The sequence below is a fragment of the Streptomyces sp. NPDC090025 genome (assembly GCF_044748125.1).
Lineage (GTDB): Bacteria > Actinomycetota > Actinomycetes > Streptomycetales > Streptomycetaceae > Streptomyces.
The window spans coordinates 25,215-41,054 of record NZ_JBIVFL010000022.1; the positions used below are offsets into that span (position 1 = coordinate 25,215).

The following is a 15,840-nucleotide window of genomic DNA, read 5'->3' on the forward strand; positions in this document are numbered from 1 at the left end:
TCCCCTTGATCATTCGCTGAATTGGGAGGGATTGGTCCGAGTTGACCCCCACTCAGGGCAAGGTCAGCACCAAAGCCCGAATCTGACGTTACGTCAATTGTTATCGGAGCGACACCCTTCGACTACGACCCGTCACGGGCCCCCTGGCACCACCGGCATGGTCCGCCGCCGCTCCGGCTGACCCGCCGCCGGACGCCCCACCGCGAGCAGCGCCATGTCGTCCGTCGTCCCGCCGTCCGTGTGCCGCCGCACGTCCGCCACCAACGCGTCGAGCAGCTCCTCGGGCCCCGGGAAGATCCGGCCCCCGAGCCGCTCCGCCGGGTCGTAGAACACCCCCTCGGCGTCCCGCGCCTCCGACAGACCGTCCGTGTAGAAGAGGAGGGTCGCGCCCTGCGGGTACGGCGTCACGTCCGCCCGGTCCGGCCAGGCCGCCAGCTCCCCCATCCCCAGCGGCAGCGCCGCCTCGCTCGGCCGCAGCACCCGCAGCGCGCCGTCCGCGTGCAGCAGCATCGGCTCCGGATGCCCCCGGTTCACCACCCGCACCACCCGGTCGCCGCCCGGGATCTCGGCGAGCACCGCCGTCGTGAACCCCTCGAAGGCGTCGAGCCCGGCCCGCCGGGTGCCCTCCCGGGCCAGCGCCCGCTCAAGGCGGGCCGCCACCCGCTCCAGGGTCGGCTCCTGCTCGGCCGCCTCCCGGAACGCCCCGATGACCACGGCCACCGCCTCCACCGCCTCGAGCCCCTTGCCCCGCACGTCACCGACCACCAGACGCACCCCGTAGGGGGTGTCCTGCACGGCGAACAGATCACCGCCGATGAACGCGTCCGCCTGCGCCGCCTCGTACCGCGCGGCGATCTGGAGCCCGCCGATCCGTTCGGCCGGCGCGGGCAGCACCGCCTTCTGCGCGGTCTCGGCGATCACCCGCGCCGACGCGAGCCGTTCGCCGCTGCGCAGCACCACCCGGTTCACCAGCAGGGCGAGCACCGCGACCGTCGTCACCGTCAGCGTCTCGGTCAGCGAGGGGATCTGGTCCGAGGTCCCGTTGTAGAAGTGCAGCCCCACGCTGGCCAGAACCGCGGCGATACCCGTGATGAGGGTGGTGCGGGTGGGAAAGAAGGGGGCGGCGATCAGCGGCGCCGCCACGAACATCGGCGACGCCGTGTACGTGGCCGGGGTCGACACGTCGAAGACGACCCCGCCCACGATGATCAGCGGCGGCAGCGCCCGCAGGAAGCGCCGGGCCCCCGGGTACGGCGGCACACCGCCGCCGTACCCGCCCCGCACCACCGCTCGCGCCACCTGTGCTCGCCCGCTCCCTGGTCTCCGCACCCCTGGGGGTGCCCGGCCGCCGCCGTGCTCCGGACCGGACCGCGCCGCCGTGATCGCGCCACCGCGATCACCCCAGGGTGCCGTCAGGCCGAGCCGGTCGGCGACTCCTCCTCGGCCGACTGGCGTACGACGCCGGCCACCGCCGAAGCCTCGGCCAGCCGGCCGCCCCTGGCCAGGGCCGCCATCCCGGCCGCGCACCCCACCCCCACCGCGCACAGCGCCAGCCACGGCACCGCCGACCAGCCCGTCACCCCGAGCAGCACGCCCGTCCCCAGGTTCCCCAGGGTGATCCCGATCCCGCAGACCGTGTTGTAGAGCCCGTAGTGGGTGGCCACCCAGCGGCCCCCGGACAGCGCGACGACCGTGTCCATCTCGTACGGGTAGAGCACCGCGTTCGCCACCGCGAGCACCGCCGCGCACAGCAGCAGCCCCACAAGCGCCCGCCCCAGCACCGCAGGGACCAGGAACGCGGCCCCCATCAGGCCGAGCCCGAGCACCAGACACCGCTCCCGGGACAGCCGGGCCCGGCACCAGGCGGTGATCCGCAGCTGCCCGGCGAGCGCCACGAGCGCCGACACGACGAACAGCGCGGTGGTCGCGGCCGTGCCCCCGGCGGCGAGCGGCAGCGCCAGATAGACCTGGAACGACAGCACGTACGAACCGGTCATCGCGAGCGAGAACAGCCAGAAGACACGGTTCGCGAGGACCGTACGGAACTGCCCGCGCCCTTCCGCCCGCCCCGCCGCCCGCGCCTCCGCCGGTCCCTCCGCCGGTCGCTCCACCCGCCCCGCCGCCGTACCGCCGCCCTTTCCGGTGGTCGGCAGATGCCGCAGCTGTACGCCCGTGAGCACCGCGAACAGCAGCGCCGCCACCACGCACGTCAGCCGGAACGACACCCCGGTCAGCGCCACGCCCACCAGCGGCCCGAGCAGGATGCCCGCCTGGTAGTACACGTTGAACAGGGCGAACGCCCGCACCCTGCGCGCCTCCCCGGCCTCGGCCGCCAGACAGGCCCGCACCGCCGGATTGAACAGCGCGCCCGCGAGACCGGTCGCCAGCGAGGCGGCGAGCAGCGCGGGCAGCGACTGCGCGAAGGCGAGCGCGCCGAAGCCGACCGTCCGCAGCGCGCACCCGGCGACGATCAGCGGCTTGAACCCGAGCCGGTCCGCGAGCGCGCCGCCGACCAGGAACATCCCCTGCTGGGAGAGGTTGCGGGCGCCGAGGACCAGACCGACCGACCAGGCCGCCATGCCGAGCCCGTCGGCGAGATGGGCCGCCAGGTACGGCATCAGCATGTAGAAGCCGAGGTTGATGGTGAGCTGGTTGAGGAAGAGCAGCCGGACGGCCGGTTCGAAGGTACGGGTCTGGCGCCAGATCCCGCCCTCGGCGCGGGCCTCCACCGCCTCAGCCGTCGCCCCCGCCCCCGCCCCCGCCCCGCTCATCGGGCCTCCTCCCGGGCGAAGGACCCGGCCACGGAGCCCGCCACGGCCACGGAATCGGACCGGGCACCGGACCCGGCCCCGGGCACGGCCTGCGGGTGGCCCGCCCGCTCCAGCGCCCGCCGCGTCCAGCCGTCGACCGGCGCGCCCTCCTCGTACGGCGCGGGCTCGGCCCGTACCGGACCGTCCAACAGCCCGTGCCGGGCACAGAACTCGTCGTTGAAGACGGTGTCGAAGTACCGCTGCGGCCCGTCCGGGAAGACGGCCGCGATCCGGGTGCCGCGCGGCCGGGTGCGGGCCAGCCAGCCCGCCACGAGCGCGACCGCGCCGACGCTCCAGCCGCCCGTCGCGAACTGCCGGGCGGCGAGTCGGCGGGCCGCCCGTACCGCTTCCGCCGGACCCACCCAGTGGATCTCGTCGAAGGCGCCGTGATCGACGTTGCCGGGGTGGATGGAGGAGCCGAGCCCGCGCATCAGCCGGTCCCCGGCCGGGAGTCCGAAGACGGTGGAGCGGATCGAGTCGACCCCGACGAGTTCCAGGGCCGGGCTGCTGGTCGCGCGCAGCGCGCGGGCGATACCGGCCGAGTGGCCGCCGGTGCCGACCGCGCAGACCAGCACGTCGATCCGGTCGAGCTGCCCGGACAGTTCGGCGGCGAGCCCGGTGTAGGCGGCCGGGTTGTCGGGGTTCCCGTACTGGTCGGGCCACCAGGCCCCCGGGAGTTCCCCGAGGAGTTCGGTGACCCGGTCCATCCGGGCCCGCTGCCAGCCGCCGTCCGGGCTCGGCTCGGGCACGACGTGGACCCGGGCGCCGTGGGCGGTGAGCATCCGCTCCACGATCGGTTCGAGACCGGGGTCGGTGACGACGTGCACCGGGTGGCCGTGCAGGATCCCGGCGAGCGCGAGCCCGAGGCCGAGGGTGCCGGAGGTCGACTCGACGATCGGCGCGCCGGGCCGCAGCGCGCCGCGGCGGCGGGCCTCCTCGACCATGTGGAGCGCGGCACGGTCCTTGATGCCGCCGAAGTTGAAGCCTTCGAGCTTGGCCCAGTAGCCGGAGCCGGGCCGAGCACCGGGGCGCGGAGGGCTTGTGGTGTGGTCGTCGTCGAGCCAGAGCACCGGAGTGTTGCCGACGGTCTGACCCGCGACGGAGAGCAGGGTGGCGGGATGCGTCATGGTGATCGTCCCTAGGGGTGAGGTGAACGGAGCCTGAGGTCGGTGGGTGAGGTCCGACCCCGGCTCAGTTCCGGTCCACCCCGAGGGCGATGAGCAGCGCGCCCGGCGTCCGGTCCGGCCCGGCCCGTTCCCGTACGCACGGGGTACGGGCGGCCGTCGGGAACACCTCGTCGTACGGCAGCACCACCACGCCACCGCCGCCGCCCGCGTCCGGCACGGACGGCGAGGCGCCCGGTGCCTGGGCGGGCAGGTGCGCGTCGAAGGACCAGCCGTCGTCCGGGTGGCCGCAGCCGTGCGACGGCACGTCGGGGGCGTACTCCGTCCCCGGGCCCGTGACGACCACCGGGGCGGGCGCCGCGGCACCGGTGAAGCGGGGCAGCTCGTGGCCGTGGCCGTGCCCGCCGTGGCAGACGCCCGCGATCAGAGCGACGAGCGCGAAGCACAGGAGGAGGACGGCGGGCACCCGCCGTCCTCCTCCTGCTCCTGCCACTCCTACCGCTCCTGCCACTTCTGCCGCACTCCTCGCCACGCCCGCCACATGATCACCGCACGCTCACCGCACGACCACCGCATGATCACTGATGGTGCGCGTGAGATTACGGGGAGGAGTCACCGCTCCGCAAAGGGACGGGCCGGGATCCGGCCACCCGCCGCGGCCCTCACAGGTTGCGCTCGGCGAACACCGCCATCGCGTCCCGGACGAGGACGGCCGTGCCCTCGCCGTGCCGGTCGTAGTTCTTCGTGAAGCGCGGGTCGTCGACGTACATCTGGCCGAGTCCGACCAGGTACTCCTTGGTCGGCTTCGTCGTGATCGACAGCCACTCGTAGTGCCTGCGGGTGATCGCCTGCACCTCGTCGCTGTCGGCGGCCAGCCCGGCCCGCGCCGCCTGCCCGTAGTCACGGGCGATGGCGACCTGCCGGTCCTTGAACTCCTGCTGCTCCGCCGCGCTCAGCGAACGCCACCAGCGGTCGCCCTTCTCGCCGGCCTTTCTGGCGATCTCCTGGATCGACCACTCCATGACCACCACGCTAGAACTTGACGTTGCGTAAAGGTCAAGGCCGGGCGGGCGGGCGCGGCAGAGCGGGGACGGGCGGATACGACGAAGGCCCGGATCGTCGAGACGATCCGGGCCTTCGTGCTACTGAGTAGCGGGGACAGGATTTGAACCTGCGACCTCTGGGTTATGAGCCCAGCGAGCTACCGAGCTGCTCCACCCCGCGTCGGTGAACACCACCTTACGGCATGAACACCCCTGTACGGAAATCCATTGAAGGCAGCGGGCTCGGAGGGCCCTCGCACCGGCCCCCGCACCGGCCCCCGCCGGGCATTTCCGGCGGCACTCAGCAGCCGCAGTCCTCGGCGTCGACCGGAGCGGTCAGCGCGTCGGCGGTCTGCTGCGCCGGACCCTCCCAGGTCTCGTACGCGAAGCCCTCGCGCACCCAGTACTCGAAGCCGCCCAGCATCTCCTTCACCTGGAAGCCCAGCTCGGCGAGGGCGAGCGCGGCGCGGGTGGCGCCGTTGCAGCCGGGGCCCCAGCAGTACGTGACGACCGGGACGCTCTTGTCGAGGAGCTGCTCGGCCTGCTCGGCGATCAGCGCGGTCGGCAGGTGCACGGCGCCGGGGACGTGGCCCTGGTCCCAGGAGGCGGTCGAGCGGGAGTCGATCACCACGAAGCCGGGGTCGCCGTCGGCGGCGAGGGCACCGGCCACGTCGGAGACGTCGGCGTGAAAGACCAGGCTGGCGCGGAAGTAGGCGGCGGCCTCGGCGGGGGCGGCGGGCGGCGTGCGGAGCACGGCGTTCACGGCCTTCCCGGCGTTCGCGGCGGCGGAGCTGTTGACCTGGGGCGTTGTCGTCGTCATGGTCATCAATCTAAGGAAGTCGATCTTCATCCTGAAGAGGCGTTCCACGGCACTCGGGGGCCATGACCGGGGAATCCCTGGCCTTGGCCGCCACCGGGCGGGGATCTCACCGACCGGACGTGGTCACATCCCGGGACCGCCGTCCGTCAGGGAGGGTGAGGGCGACGAGCGTGACACGAACACGGGGCGAGGGCGCGGGACGAGCGCGGCACGAGCGCCGGACGACCGCCGGACGAGCGCCGGACGAGCGCGAAGGGGAAGCGGAGAGATGAACGAGGAAGCGGAGCAGGCCCGGGGCCTGGACGAGGACCGGCTCGCGGAGCGGTTCGAGGCCGACCGGGGGCATCTGCGGGCCGTGGCGTACCGGATGCTGGGCTCGCTCAGCGAGGCGGAGGACGCCGTCCAGGAGGCGTGGTTCAAGCTCAGCCGCTCCGACATCAGCGAGGTCCGCAATCTCAGCGGCTGGCTGACCACCGTCGTCGGCCGGGTCTGTCTCGATCTGCTGCGCTCGCGCGCCTCGCGCCGCGAGGACCCGCTCGAGTACTACGTGCCCGATCCGGTCGTACGGGAGGAGGGCGCCGCCGACCCGGAGCGGGAGGCGCTGCTCGCGGACTCCGTCGGGCTCGCGCTGCTCGTCGTCCTGGAGACGCTGGCCCCGGCCGAGCGGCTGGCGTTCGTGCTGCACGACATGTTCGCGGTGTCGTTCGACGAGATCGCCCCGATCGTGGACCGCACGCCCGCCGCCACCCGGCAGCTCGCCAGCCGGGCCCGCCGCCGGGTGCAGGGCGCGACCCCGGCGCCCGCGCCGGACGTGACCCGGCAGCGGGAGGTCGTCGACGCCTTCCTGGCCGCGTCGCAGGCGGGCGACTTCGCGGGGCTGCTGACCGTGCTCGACCCGGACGTGCTGCTTCGGGTCGACGGCGGCGTACTCACGGCGGCCGCGTCGAAGCTGGTCAGGGGCGCGGAGGCGGTCACGGCGCAGGCCCTGACCTTCGCGAAGTTCCGGCACGCGGCCCGGCCGGTCACGGCGAACGGCGCGGCGGGGCTCGTGTCGCTCACGGACGGGGTCCCGGTGGGCCTCATGGTGTTCACGATCGTCGAGGACCGGATCGTGGAGATCGACATCGTGGCGGACCCGAAGCGTCTCGCGGCGCTCGGCGTCCACTGAGGGGTCGGTCGACGGGTCTGCGGGCGTGTCTGTATCGACGTCGGTGTCGGTGTCGGTGTCGGTGTCGGTGTCGGTGTCGAAAAACGCATACGCCCGCGCAACACCGCACCGGCTTTCATGCCAGGCATGACCCACGAAGCCGCGACCCACGAAGTCGCCCTGTCACCGGCGAGGGCACGCGTACGGGCCCGCCGCCTCGTCCCCCTCGCCCTGGCGGGCCTCGCCCTCGCCGCCGTGCTGTACGTCCTGCGGCGGCCGCTCAGCATGTCCGCGCCGAGGTGCTTCGCCGGGCGGTGGCACGGGTGTTACGACACCTTCAACGGCGTCGCCCTGATGACCCTGCTGACGCTGCCCCTCGCCGTACTGGCGGTCTGGGCGCTGACCCGGTGGCGGCGGGCCCGCGCCCGTTCGCGCGGGGTCGCCGATCCGGGGGCGTGGCGGCGGTCGCTGGCCGAGGTGGGGATGGTGCACGGCACGGTGCCGCTGGTGTGGCTGACCCTGATGCCGGGCGGTCCCGTGGGCACGGCACCGCTGCGGGTGAGTCTCGTGCCGCTGCGCGATCTGGTCGCGATGGGGCCGCTCGGCATCGCGGGGAACCTGCTGATCTTCGCGACGCTCGGGTTCTTCGCGCCGGTGCGGTGGGCGGCGCTCGCGTCGGTGCCGCGGATCCTGGCGCTCGGGGCGGGCTGCTCGGTCCTGGTGGAGGTGGCCCAGTCGGTGTTCCGGCTCGACCGGGTGTCCTCGGTGGACGACGTCCTGGTGAACGCCGCCGGCGCGGTGCTCGCCGGACTCGCCTCGCGCCGCTGGTGGCGTACGGGGAGCGGTACGTACAGCGGTACGGGGACGAGCCCGGCGGGCGGGCGGACCGGTGTTTAGGCTGCCGTCATGCGCGTACTGATCGTGGAGGACGAGCCGTATCTGGCGGAGGCCGTCCGGGACGGTCTGCGCCTTGAGGCGATCGCCGCGGACATCGCGGGGGACGGCGACACCGCCCTGGAACTGCTGAGCGTCCACGCGTACGACCTGGCGGTCCTCGACCGGGACATCCCCGGGCCCTCCGGCGACGAGGTGGCGCGCCGGATCGTCGCCTCCGGCAGCGGCATCCCGATCCTGATGCTGACGGCGGCCGACCGGATCGACGACAAGGCGTCCGGTTTCGCGCTGGGCGCCGACGACTACCTGACCAAGCCGTTCGAGCTGCGGGAGCTGGTGCTCCGGCTGCGGGCGCTCGACCGCAGGCGGGCGTACGCGCGCCCGCCCGTGCACGAGATCGCCGGGCTCCGGCTCGACCCGTTCCGGCGGGAGGTCTTCAGGGACGGCCGCCAGGTGGCCCTGACCCGGAAACAGTTCGCGGTCCTGGAAGTGCTGGTGGCGGCCGGGGGCGGGGTGGTCGGCGCGGAGGAACTGCTGGCCAGGGCGTGGGACGAGAACGCGGACCCGTTCACGAACGCGGTACGGATCACGGTGTCCGCGCTGCGCAAGCGGCTGGGCGAGCCGTGGGTGATCGCGACCGTGCCGGGCGTGGGCTACCGCATCGACACGACGGGACCCGGCCCCGCACGCGGGTCCGCTGCGGACGGCCGGGCCGGAGAGGGCGAGCGATGACGAAGCGGCGCCCGGGCCTGAGCGCCCGGATGAAACTCACCCTCAGCTACGCCGGTTTCCTCGCCGTCGCGGGCGCGCTGCTGCTGGCGGTCGTCTGGTGGTTCCTGCTGCGGTACGTCCCCGACAAGGACAAGGGCCTGCTCGGCATCTCCCCCAACCGCTACCTCCTGGTGCGCACCTTCGCGCCTGCGGCCGCGCTCGCGATGGGGTTCCTGCTGCTGTTCGGCCTGGTCGGCGGCTGGTGGCTGGCCGGGCGGATGCTGGCGCCGCTCGACCGGATCACGGCGGCGGCGCGGACGGCGGCGACGGGCTCGCTGTCGCACCGGATCGGGCTGGCGGGCCGCCAGGACGAGTTCCGGGAGCTGGCGGACGCGTTCGACACGATGCTCGGGCGGCTGGAGGCGCACGTCGCCGAACAGCGGCGGTTCGCCGCGAACGCCTCGCACGAGCTGCGGACACCGCTTGCCATCTCCCAGACGCTGCTGGACGTGGCCCGCAAGGACCCCACCCAGGACCGCGACGCGCTGCTCGCCCGGCTCCAGGTGGTCAACTCCCGGGCGATCGGCCTGACGGAGGCCCTGCTGCTGCTCAGCCGCAGCGAGCGGGGCGGCTTCGCCCGGGGCCCCGTCGATCTGTCCCTGGTCGCCGAGGAGGCCGCCGAGGACCTGCTGCCGCTCGCCGAGGAACGCGGCCTCACCCTCGACGTCACCGGCACCCCGGCCCGTACCACCGGCTCCGCCGAACTCCTCCTGCGGCTGGCCACGAACCTCGTCCAGAACGCCGTCGTCCACAACCTCCCGGCCGGACAGGGCGGCACGGTCACCGTGCACACCGAGGAGCGGGGCGACACCGCCGTCCTCCGCGTCGAGAACACCGGCCCCCAGGTCCCGGCCGCCCTCCTCCCGACCCTCACCGAACCCTTCCAACGCGCCTCCGAACGCACCCGCACCACCCCCGACCACGCGGGCGTCGGCCTCGGCCTGGCGATCGCCGCCTCCCTCACCCAGGCCCACACCGGCACCCTCACCATGACCGCCCGCCCGACGGGCGGCCTGGTGGCGACGGTCCGCCTGCCGCGGCTGTCCGGGCTGCCACAGCTGCCCTGACGAACGGCAGAACGCCCCGACCGGTCGGAACCGGTCGGGGCGTTCTGGTGAGTAGGCCGTGTGGGACTCGAACCCACAACCAATGGATTAAAAGTCCACTGCTCTGCCAATTGAGCTAACGGCCCGTGCACGCGCACTCCCGTGCAGCATAGCCGGAGAGCCCTTCGAAACCGATCGGGTATCAGGCCCGGCGCACCGCGAGGTGCGCCGGGCCGATCCAGCGGGTGAGCGGGACGGACCGGGCGGGGCCCGGATCCGGCGGGGGCGGAGCCGGGTGGGCGAGGGCCCGGCGGGGGCTGACGGTCAGTCGGTGTAGTAGCCCGCGAGGTCCGCGACGAGGTGGACCGAGCCCGCGTGGTTGTAGAAGGCGACCTTGCCGTTGACCACCGGGACGACGACCAGGTTCGGAACGGTCTCGCCGGTGGTGAAGTTGAGGTTGGTGGAGATGGTGCGGGTGACGCCGTCCGGGTGGACCGAGACGAAGCTCGGGGCCGTCGGGGCGGTGGCCGTCACGTTGAGGACGACCGCCTTGATGTCCGCCGGGATCCGCTCACCGGTGACCTGGAGGGCGATCGTCCGGCCCGCGCCGACCTTCCCCGCCGTCGCGCCGACGCCGTAACGGGTGTCCAGGACCCGCTGCGGCTGGCTCGCGGTGAAACGGGTGCCGCCGACGGCCGGGCCGTCGACGTAGTAGCCGGCCGCGTCGGCGATCAGATCGACCGTGCCCGCGCGGTTGTAGAAGGTGACCTTGCCGTCCTTCACCGGCACGACCACCAGGTTGGGCACGGTACGGCCCCGGGTGAAGTTGAGGTTCGACGCGGCGGGCCGCGCCGTGCCCGCCGGGTACACCGAGACGAAGCTGTCGGCCGTCGCGTTGGTCGCCGTCACGTTGAGGACCACCGCCCTGGCGCCCGGCTCCGTGACCGGCAGCGTGACCGTGCCGCCGGGACCCACCTTCGCCTTGGCGACGCCCTTGCCGTTACGGGTGTCCATCAGCCGGGTCGGGGTGACCGGGCGGAACCGCGCCCCGTCGGTGCCCTCCGTGTAGTACCCGGCGACGTCCGCGAGCAGATCGACCGCGCCGCTGTTGTTGTAGAAGGTGACCTTGCCGTCGACCACGGGCACGACGACCAGGTTCGGCACCGTGAGCCCCGCCGTGAAGTTCAGGTTCGAGGCCGCCGTGCGCCCCGTGCCCGAGGGGTACACGGAGACGAAACCGGCCGCCGTCGGCTTCACGGCGGTCACGTTCATCACCACCGCGGTCACCCCGGTCGCCGGGACCCCGCCCTGCCCCGTCACCTTCAGGGACACCGTCCGCCCCGCGCCGACCTTGGCCTTCGGCACGCCGCCCTGACCGGTGCGGGTGTCCATCAGACGGGCCGGGGTGAGCGGTTTGAAGGTGCCGGGCGCGCTGGTCAGCGCGCTGCCGGAGAGCGGCAGGGAGCCGGTGGCACGCACCGGGGCACCGGCGCCGTCCGCCGGGCTCGCGGTCATCACGAAGCGGTACGAGCCGTCCTCCAGGCCCCGGCCCCGGTCGTCGCGCCCGTCCCAGGCCACCGCCACCGACGCGCCCTTGCCCGCGTCACCGCGGAAGGTGCGGACGGTCCGGCCCGCCGCGTCGGTGAGCTGGACGGTCCACGGGCCGACCGCGCGCGAGGTCCGCCAGGTCGCCCGGACGTTGCCGCCGGACAGGAGGTCGACGGTCGAGTCGGTCAGGGCCAGCGGCTGGGCGGCCACCGGGACCCGCTTGACCCGGATGTCGTGCCGGGCGTCGACGTACGCGACCCCGCCGCCGAACCGGTCCACCGTCCACGTCCGGTGCCGCCCCGAATCGGAGCCGGCCGCCGCCGGGACATCCGCGAGGTCCGCGGTCTTCCCGCCCGCCGTCAGGTCCGTCAGCCGCAGCTTCTCGCCCTCCTGCCGGACCACGAAACCGTCGCCGAGCAGCGCCTCGCCGGACGGCACCGGCACCGTGGTCCGCGCCGTCAGGTCGAACACGCCCGCCTTGGCGCCCGGGCCGCAGTTCCAGTACAGCCAGCGGCCCACCGCCTGCAGTTCGGCGGGGGCACAGCCGGAGTTGAGCTCGACCGCGGGCAGCGCCTTCTTGGCCGCCAGGTCGTACCCCTCCACCTTGCCCGGCGCCCCGGTGGCCCGCCACAGCCTGCCGGACCACAGCGCACCGGCCGCCGCGGGCCTGGTGAGCACCACGGGCGAGCCGTTGTGGCTGTCCAGGTCGACGACCTTGAGCGAGCCGCCGTCCGACGTCAGCACATAGCGACCGGCCGCGTCGACCACGGACGGCTTCTCGCCCAGGTACGCGGTGCGGGAGCTGCCCGGGGCGATGGGGCTCTCCAGACCGTACGAGGTGGCCGCCACGGTGTCGCCGTCACCGAGCGCGCGCAGCTGGTCGGGCGCATAGCCGGCGGGGTGCCGGGCGCGCAGCACGGCCGGGCCCGCCGTCGGGCCGGTGACGTCGTGCGCGTACTGGCCGACCAGTCCCTGGCCGATCGTGTCGCTGACGTAGCCGACCCGGCCGCCGCCGAGCACCAGACCGCTGTACGTCGAAGGCGCGGGCGCCAGCGCGCGGACCCGGGTCGGTCCGACCGTGCCGTCCGCCGCGGGCGAGATCCGGTGCAGCGCCCAGTCCTTGGCGCCGGTGCCACCGACCACGAGCAGGCTGCCGTCGGGGGCGGCGATCAGGTCGCTCGCCGCGTACGGCAGCAGGTGCTTCGAGGCGCCGCCGCCGATCTGCACGGCCTCCAGGGTCCCGCCCGCCGCGTACGGCTCGGCGGGCTCGCGCACCACCAGCCAGTCGCCGACGACCGCCCACCGCCGCGGTGTCACCGAGTGCGCCACCTCGGTGACGACCGGCTCCTTCGTGACGTCGGCGCGGGCGAGGGTGTACTGCTTCGCGCCGGTCGGGTCCGCCAGCAGGATGTGGTCCTTGCCGAGGAAAAGACCCGAGGAGGTGGCGAACCGCTCGGGCAGCGGCGTGAGCGTGCCGCTCGCGTAGTCCAGGAAGTACGGCAGGAGACCGGTGCTCGCGGTACCGACGGCGAGCACCGCGCCCCGCGCGTCCTGCTTGAGCACCCGGGTCACCCCGGCGAGGCCCTCCGGCACCGTCACCGGGCGCTCGGCCGTGGTGCCGTCGGCGGCGACCGTGAGCAGGAAGTATTCCGGCACCTCGCCCGTGTACCGGGCGGTGAGCAGGGTGTCCTTGGTGTACGCGCGCTGCCAGACCCGGTCCTGCGGAAGGGTCACCGACCGCTCCGCGGCGGTGTCGAGGTCGGTCAGCGTGATCCGGGTGCCCGCGTCGGTCTTCGTCGCGACGGCGGCGGCGCCGGAGTGCCCGGTGAGCGGCTCCGGCGTGGTGACCGGGCGGCTGTCACCGGTGGCGAGGTCCGTCCACTGCGGGCCGGACGCGCCCTCCTCACGGTGGACGTAGCCGGTGGACCCGGCCTGCACGAGGCGGTCGGCGCGCGGTGTGCTGCGGCCGGGGTCCGGGATCACCGCTTCGTCGGCCGAGGCCGCGGCGGGTGCGGCGGGTGCGGCGACGGCCGCGACGGCGCCGGTGGCGCAGAGCGAGGCGGCGATGCCGAGGGTGGTGGTCACGGCGACAGCACTGCGTACGCGTGCACGACGGTTCAAGGGTGCCCCTCCAGGTGGTCAGGTAGAAGGGGCGGCAGTCACGGTCGACGGCGGTGACGACACGCCGTCGGGGTCCCCCCGCGCTCCCCTCTTGGGGAGATCGTAACCAAGTCCTGACCAGATCAAGAGACATTTGTTCGGGTAGACGTCAGGGCCCCGGGCCGCACCGAAGTGCTGCCCAGGGCCCTGATCGTCGGTCAACTAGCCTCAGCCGTTGCGCTTCCAGCGCGGCTTGTCGTCGCGGCGGAAGCCACCACCGGACGGGCGGTCGTCGCGACGGAAGCCGCCACCCGAGGACGGGCGGTGGTCGTCGCGGCGGAAGGCGCCGCCGGCGGGGCGGTCGTCGCGCCGGTCGCGGTTGAACGGGCGGTCGCTGCCACGGTGGCCGCCGGACGGACGGTCGTCGCGGCGGAAGCCGCCACGGTCGCCGCCACGGTCGTCACGGCGCTCGAAACCACGGTCGTTGTCACGACGGAAACCACCGGACGGACGGTCGTTGTCGCGGCGGAAGCCGCCACGGTCGCCACCACGGTCACCGCCGCGGTCGTCACGACGCTCGAAACCACGGTCGTTGTCACGGCGGAAACCACCCGACGGACGGTCGTTGTCACGACGGAAGCCACCGCCGGACGGGCGGTCGTCGCGACGGAAGCCGCCACGGTCGCCACCGCGGTCGTCACGGCGCTCGAAACCACGGTCGTTGTCACGACGGAAACCACCCGACGGACGGTCGTTGTCACGACGGTCGCGGTTGAACGACGGACGGTCGTTGTCGCGACGGAAGCCGCCACGGTCACCACGGTCGCCACCGCGGTCGTCGCGACGGTCGAAGTCGCGGCGCTCCTGGCGCTCCTCGCGGACCCGCTCGGCCTCGGCCACGACAGCGGCGGCGGCCAGCTCGGCCTCGGCGGCCTCGGTCACCTCGGCGACCGCGGCCTCCGGGTCCTCACCGCGCTCGCGGGCGGCGCGGGCCACCAGGCGGTCGGCCTCCTCCCGGAGCTCGACGGCGCGGCGCTGCAGGCGCTCCAGCTGCTTGGTCAGGTCGGCGACCTCGCGCTCGGCCTGCTTGGCCGAGTTGTTCGCGGAGTCGGCCTGGACCTCGGTCAGCGAACGGGCGCCGGTGATCTCGGCGACCTCCGGGTCGAACGCGCCGGCGCCGCCGACGATGTGGCGCGAGGCGTCGACGCCCGCGTCCTCCATCAGACGGAAGATCTGGCGGCGCTGGTGCGGCAGCGCCAGCGAGACCACGACACCGGAGCGGCCGGCGCGGGCGGTACGGCCCGAGCGGTGCAGGTAGTCCTTGTGGTCACCGGCCGGGTCCACGTTGAGGACCAGGTCGATGCCGTCGACGTGGATGCCGCGGGCGGCGACGTCGGTGGCGACCAGGACGTTGACGTAACCGTCCTTGAAGTCGGCCAGGGTGCGGGTACGCGCGCCCTGGGTCATGCCGCCGTGCAGCGCGTCGGCCTTCACGCCCGACTCGCGCAGCTGCTCGGCGACGCGGTCGGCGCCCAGCTGGGTGCGGACGAAGATGATGGTGCGGCCCTTGCGGGCGGCGATCGCCGCGGTGACCGGCGCCTTGTCCTTGGGCTTCACGACCAGGACGTGGTGGGTCATGGTGGTGACGGCACCGGCGGACGGGTCGACCTCGTGGGTGATCGGGTCGACCAGGTAGCGCTTCACCAGGGAGTCGATCTCGTTCTCCAGCGTGGCGGAGAAGAGCAGCCGCTGGCCACCGGTCGGGACCTGGTCGAGCAGCTCGGTGACCTCGGGCAGGAAGCCCAGGTCGGCCATCTGGTCGGCCTCGTCGAGGACGGCGATCTGGACCTGCTCCAGGGAGCAGGCGCCGCGGTTGATGATGTCGCGCAGTCGGCCCGGGGTGGCGACGAGGATGTCGACACCGCGCTCCAGGGCGTAGATCTGGTTGCCCATGGACGTACCGCCGCAGACGACCTTCATGCGCAGGCCGAGCACGTCGCCGTACGGCTGGAGGGCGTCCGCGACCTGCATCGCGAGCTCACGGGTCGGGGTGAGGATGATGCCGCGGGGCTTCTTCCGCTCGGTGTCGCCGCCGGCCAGGGTGGCGAGCAGCGGCAGGCCGAAGGAGAGGGTCTTGCCGGAGCCGGTACGGCCACGGCCGAGGATGTCCTTGCCGGCCAGGGCGTCCGGGATGGTCGCGGCCTGGATCGGGAAGGGCGTGGTCACGCCGTTCTGCGCGAGCTTGCGGACGATGCCCTCGGGCAGCCCCAGGTCACCGAAGGTGAGCTCGGGGGTCTCGTCGGCGTCGGCGTCCGCGTCGCCCTCGTCGTCGGACTCGGCGTCGGCCTCGTCGTCGAGGGTGTCGGCGTCGGCGTCGATGTCGGCCTCAAGCGCCTCGACGGCGTCGGTGTCGATGTCGGTGTCGAGGGTGTCGACAGCCTCGGCGAGCTCGACGTTCTCGTCGTTCGCGGGCAGGACAGAGTGATCAGAACTGAAAATGGACATGCGAAATGCGAAACCTTCCGGAGTCTCGGCAC

At 73.6% G+C, this 15,840-nt stretch carries 12 protein-coding genes and 2 tRNA genes; 4 read left to right on the plus strand and 10 right to left on the minus strand.

From position 1 onward, the window contains the following. Positions 1-132: 132 nt before the first annotated feature. The 7 genes from ACIPXM_RS33620 to ACIPXM_RS33650 form a co-directional block, all read right to left on the minus strand. The gene (locus ACIPXM_RS33620) at positions 133-1,299 is read right to left on the minus strand and encodes a PP2C family protein-serine/threonine phosphatase (protein WP_401663450.1); all 1,167 of its coding nucleotides are present in this window, start codon (positions 1,297-1,299) and stop codon (positions 133-135) included. A 113-nt stretch (positions 1,300-1,412) separates the two neighbouring features. After that, the gene (locus tag ACIPXM_RS33625; protein ID WP_401663452.1) at positions 1,413-2,771 is read right to left on the minus strand and encodes an MFS transporter; all 1,359 of its coding nucleotides are present in this window, start codon (positions 2,769-2,771) and stop codon (positions 1,413-1,415) included. Further along, positions 2,768-3,937: a PLP-dependent cysteine synthase family protein gene (locus ACIPXM_RS33630; RefSeq protein ID WP_401663454.1), complete on the minus strand. Its 1,170-nt coding sequence runs from the start codon at positions 3,935-3,937 to the stop codon at positions 2,768-2,770. Before ACIPXM_RS33630 ends, ACIPXM_RS33625 begins: the two co-directional genes overlap by 4 nt. Before the next feature lie 64 nt (positions 3,938-4,001). Next, on the minus strand, positions 4,002-4,400 hold the full coding sequence (locus ACIPXM_RS33635) for a hypothetical protein (protein WP_401663456.1): 399 nt from the start codon (positions 4,398-4,400) through the stop codon (positions 4,002-4,004). 196 nt (positions 4,401-4,596) lie between these two features. Continuing rightward, complete coding sequence (locus ACIPXM_RS33640) at positions 4,597-4,956, minus strand: TipAS antibiotic-recognition domain-containing protein (protein ID WP_401663459.1); 360 nt, start codon at positions 4,954-4,956, stop codon at positions 4,597-4,599. Between the two features lie 128 nt (positions 4,957-5,084). Continuing rightward, positions 5,085-5,158: transfer RNA gene (locus tag ACIPXM_RS33645), tRNA-Met, on the minus strand. Positions 5,159-5,278: 120 nt separating this feature from the next. Further along, a complete protein-coding gene (locus ACIPXM_RS33650) occupies positions 5,279-5,797 on the minus strand; it encodes a rhodanese-like domain-containing protein (RefSeq protein WP_401663462.1) in 519 nt (172 codons plus the stop codon). A 268-nt stretch (positions 5,798-6,065) separates the two neighbouring features. Here ACIPXM_RS33650 and ACIPXM_RS33655 point away from each other — a divergent pair, with 268 nt between their 5' ends. The 4 genes from ACIPXM_RS33655 to ACIPXM_RS33670 all read left to right on the plus strand — a co-directional run bounded on the left by ACIPXM_RS33655 (position 6,066) and on the right by ACIPXM_RS33670 (position 9,676). Beyond that, positions 6,066-6,965, plus strand: a complete 900-nt coding sequence (locus ACIPXM_RS33655) for a sigma-70 family RNA polymerase sigma factor (RefSeq protein WP_401663464.1) — start codon at positions 6,066-6,068, stop codon at positions 6,963-6,965. 126 nt (positions 6,966-7,091) lie between these two features. Beyond that, positions 7,092-7,841 (plus strand): VanZ family protein, encoded by a 750-nt coding sequence (locus ACIPXM_RS33660; RefSeq protein ID WP_401663466.1) that lies wholly within the window; start codon positions 7,092-7,094, stop codon positions 7,839-7,841. A 9-nt stretch (positions 7,842-7,850) separates the two neighbouring features. Then, positions 7,851-8,570 (plus strand): response regulator transcription factor, encoded by a 720-nt coding sequence (locus ACIPXM_RS33665; protein WP_401663469.1) that lies wholly within the window; start codon positions 7,851-7,853, stop codon positions 8,568-8,570. Beyond that, the gene (locus ACIPXM_RS33670) at positions 8,567-9,676 is read left to right on the plus strand and encodes a sensor histidine kinase (RefSeq protein ID WP_401663471.1); all 1,110 of its coding nucleotides are present in this window, start codon (positions 8,567-8,569) and stop codon (positions 9,674-9,676) included. Before ACIPXM_RS33665 ends, ACIPXM_RS33670 begins: the two co-directional genes overlap by 4 nt. Positions 9,677-9,728: 52 nt before the next feature. Here ACIPXM_RS33670 and ACIPXM_RS33675 read toward each other — a convergent pair. From ACIPXM_RS33675 to ACIPXM_RS33685, 3 genes are all read right to left on the minus strand, one after another. Further along, positions 9,729-9,801: transfer RNA gene (locus ACIPXM_RS33675), tRNA-Lys, on the minus strand. Between the two features lie 178 nt (positions 9,802-9,979). Next, positions 9,980-13,288 (minus strand): FlgD immunoglobulin-like domain containing protein, encoded by a 3,309-nt coding sequence (locus ACIPXM_RS33680; protein WP_401663473.1) that lies wholly within the window; start codon positions 13,286-13,288, stop codon positions 9,980-9,982. Between the two features lie 243 nt (positions 13,289-13,531). Next, positions 13,532-15,808: a DEAD/DEAH box helicase gene (locus ACIPXM_RS33685; protein WP_401663476.1), complete on the minus strand. Its 2,277-nt coding sequence runs from the start codon at positions 15,806-15,808 to the stop codon at positions 13,532-13,534. Positions 15,809-15,840 lie beyond the last annotated feature (32 nt).

Coding starts and splice junctions, on each gene's coding strand:
- ACIPXM_RS33625 (WP_401663452.1), bottom strand. CDS start 2,771: ATGAGCGGGGCGGGGGCGGGGGCGGGGGCGACGGCTGAGGCGGTGGAG.
- ACIPXM_RS33630 (WP_401663454.1), bottom strand. CDS start 3,937: ATGACGCATCCCGCCACCCTGCTCTCCGTCGCGGGTCAGACCGTCGGC.
- ACIPXM_RS33640 (WP_401663459.1), bottom strand. CDS start 4,956: ATGGAGTGGTCGATCCAGGAGATCGCCAGAAAGGCCGGCGAGAAGGGC.
- ACIPXM_RS33650 (WP_401663462.1), bottom strand. CDS start 5,797: ATGACGACGACAACGCCCCAGGTCAACAGCTCCGCCGCCGCGAACGCC.
- ACIPXM_RS33655 (WP_401663464.1), top strand. CDS start 6,066: ATGAACGAGGAAGCGGAGCAGGCCCGGGGCCTGGACGAGGACCGGCTC.
- ACIPXM_RS33660 (WP_401663466.1), top strand. CDS start 7,092: ATGACCCACGAAGCCGCGACCCACGAAGTCGCCCTGTCACCGGCGAGG.
- ACIPXM_RS33665 (WP_401663469.1), top strand. CDS start 7,851: ATGCGCGTACTGATCGTGGAGGACGAGCCGTATCTGGCGGAGGCCGTC.
- ACIPXM_RS33670 (WP_401663471.1), top strand. CDS start 8,567: ATGACGAAGCGGCGCCCGGGCCTGAGCGCCCGGATGAAACTCACCCTC.
- ACIPXM_RS33685 (WP_401663476.1), bottom strand. CDS start 15,808: ATGTCCATTTTCAGTTCTGATCACTCTGTCCTGCCCGCGAACGACGAG.